This is a genomic window from Nonomuraea mesophila, from assembly GCF_004352805.1.
Lineage (GTDB): Bacteria > Actinomycetota > Actinomycetes > Streptosporangiales > Streptosporangiaceae > Nonomuraea > Nonomuraea longispora.
In genome coordinates this window covers 1-2,490 of sequence record NZ_SMLD01000355.1, presented here as the reverse complement: position 1 = coordinate 2,490, position 2,490 = coordinate 1, and the positions used below count along the sequence as shown (strand labels likewise).

Here is a 2,490-nt window from a genome sequence, read left to right as displayed (position 1 = left end):
CAGTTGTGTCTAAGAGACAGGCCCTCACCAAGGTCGCCGCCCCGGGGGTCACTGTCACGAGGGGCGCCGGCCTGGGAATCGCCCGGCCTGGAGTCGCCCGGCCTGGAGTCGCCGGACCGGGGCGCGTCTATCTGGGGGTCGCCTGTCCGAGGGGAACCGGTTCGGGGGTCGCCCGTCCGGGAGTCGCCGGACCGGGGCGCATCTATCTGGGGGTTGTCCGTCCGAGGGGAACCGATTCGGGGGTCGCCTGTCCGAGGGGGGCCGATTTGTGAGTTGTCGAGTCGTGGGTCGCCGGGACGGGGGTGGGCGGCCTGTGCGTGGCGGGTCAGCAGTACGCCGGCTTGGGCCACCAGTTCGCCCAGCCGCAAATCTCCGGCGGCTTTCAGGCGTTGCCACACCCGATCACCCAGAGAGACCTGGTAGGACTTCCCGTAGCGGCGAAGCCAGGACTCGACCTGCCGCAGCGAGAACAGCGGCTGGTTGGCGGTGCCGCCGACGGGGGCGGGGAAGTCGTCGTGGCGGCGGCGCCAGTTGCTCACCGCGGCACGCCCGACACCGGCGAGCCGGGCGATGTCCCCGGCGTTGACGGTCGGGTCGTGGCTCATGGAGCCCACAGTAGTTCACAAGAGTCTTCAGCGCATCTGCTTGTGAAGTCTTTCAACCAATGATTTACTGCTGGGTATGAAGCACAACATCCGCTATGCCGCCGGATCAGACGTGGGCCGCCGCAGGGAGCAGAACGAAGATTCCGGCTATGCGAGTGGCCGGTTGCTCGTGGTGGCTGACGGGATGGGTGGGCACGCTGCCGGCGAGCTGGCGAGTTCGGCGGCGATCGCCGTCATGCGGGAGCTGGATGCCACGCTTCCCGAGACCGGCGCCGATCTGGAGGCCGCGCTGGAGGGCGCCGTGCACGAGGCGGCCCGCAGGCTGGTCGAGCTGGCCGACATCGACCCCGCGCGCAGGGGGATGGGGACCACGGTGACCGCCATGCTGTGGGACGGCTACCGGTTCGCCCTGGCTCATCTTGGTGACTCCCGCGGATATCTGCTTCGCGACGGCGCTCTCTACCAGATGACCAAGGATCACACACTTGTGCAGTCGATGGTGGACGAAGGGCGCATCACGGAGGACCAGGCGGCCGTGCATCCCAGGCGCTCGATGGTGCTGCGGGTGCTGGGCAGTGAGGGCAGGGCGGAGCCCGACATGGCGCTGCGCGAAGCCGAGCCTGATGATCGCTACCTCCTCTGCTCCGACGGCCTCACGACCGTCCTCGGGCCCGAGGTCCTGCACGAGGTGCTGACCACGGTGGCAGACCCGGGCGCAGCCGTCCAGCGGTTGATAGATCTCGCCAACGAGGGCGGCTCGCCCGACAACGTGACCGTGATCGTGGCCGACGTCGTCGCGCCGGGCGCCGGAGAAGTGAGCGTCTACCGGGTGGGCGCGGGCTCCTGACCGTGCCGGTCCCACGGCGATCCCATAGGTCTCATCAGCCTCGATAAACACCGATGACCACATAACCGATAATTCGCCTCATAGCTGCACACTTTCGCAGTGACCCGCGCGAACGTGCGATGGCGCTACTACAGTCCATCGTGATTTGTCGGTTATCTGGGAGGTGTCACCCTGGACCCGATCACGGACGAGCTGCTGAAGACGGTGCGGCAGGAACTCGGATACAAGGAGAAGAGCGGCCAGCTCACCAAGTTCGGTCAGTGGTACGCGGATCGCGTCCAAGACACCCAATACCGCAACGCGCCATGGTGTGACATGTTCCTCGCCTGGGCGGCGGACAAGGCCGGCGTCACCGAATATGTCGGCGAATTCGCGTGGACCCCTTCCCACGCGGCCTGGTTCATCAAGCAGGGCGCGTGGACGCGCAAACCCGAGCCCGGAGCGCTCGTCTTCTTCGACTGGCGCGGTGGCAAGAGCTACAAGGGCGTCGACCACGTGGGCGTGGTGGAGCGGGTCTCCGGCAAGAAGATCCACACGATCGAGGCCAACGTCGATCGCGTGTGGCTCAAGCGCAAAACCCGCGAGACGGACAAGGTCGTCGGCTACGGCATCCCCCGATTAGTCAAGGCGAACGCCGAGCGGCTCGACGAGATCCGGTCGACCGAGCGGCCGTTCGTGTCCGCGCCGCGGCCGGAGACCGGGCACGGCTCGCCACTCGACGTCCTCGGCACGCCTCCCGCGCTGCTCGCCGCGATGGTGCTCACCACGATCGTGCTCTCGCTCCGCCTGACGGGCCGCCGCCGCGGCACCCACCGCCGCCTCACCTGGCCCTGGAACGCGCCAACCACCCGCCGCCCCACCAAGACCTCCTCCGGTACGCAGCCCCGCGAAAAGGTACGTGCCACCGCCCAGCGCAGCCCCGCTCCCGCCCGGCGTGGTTCGGCTCCGGTCCAGCGCAACCCGGCCCCCGGCGAGCCCGCCCTTCCCGCCAGGACCCGTGTCCCGGCCGGCTCCGCCCGTCAGCCCACCCGGCAGGCC

Annotated in this window: 2 protein-coding genes and 1 pseudogene; 2 read left to right on the top strand and 1 reads right to left on the bottom strand. The window is 68.6% G+C overall.

Features of this window, described 5'->3' with window-relative positions; genetic code table 11:
- Positions 1-605: pseudogene (locus E1295_RS51685) on the bottom strand (hypothetical protein); the annotation flags it as partial.
- 76 nt (positions 606-681) lie between these two features.
- On the opposite strand from E1295_RS51685, the gene E1295_RS47945 reads away from it, so the two are divergent.
- Both E1295_RS47945 and E1295_RS52145 read left to right on the top strand, forming a co-directional pair.
- Complete coding sequence (locus E1295_RS47945; RefSeq protein ID WP_132642032.1) at positions 682-1,452, top strand: PP2C family protein-serine/threonine phosphatase; 771 nt, start codon at positions 682-684, stop codon at positions 1,450-1,452.
- Positions 1,453-1,656: 204 nt separating this feature from the next.
- Positions 1,657-2,490: CHAP domain-containing protein (locus E1295_RS52145; protein ID WP_166427802.1), on the top strand; the 834-nt coding region annotated here is incomplete at its 3' end.

What these genes read in the sequence shown, in the direction of transcription:
- E1295_RS47945 (WP_132642032.1), top strand. Translation starts at nt 682, where the DNA reads ATGAAGCACAACATCCGCTATGCCGCCGGATCAGACGTGGGCCGCCGC.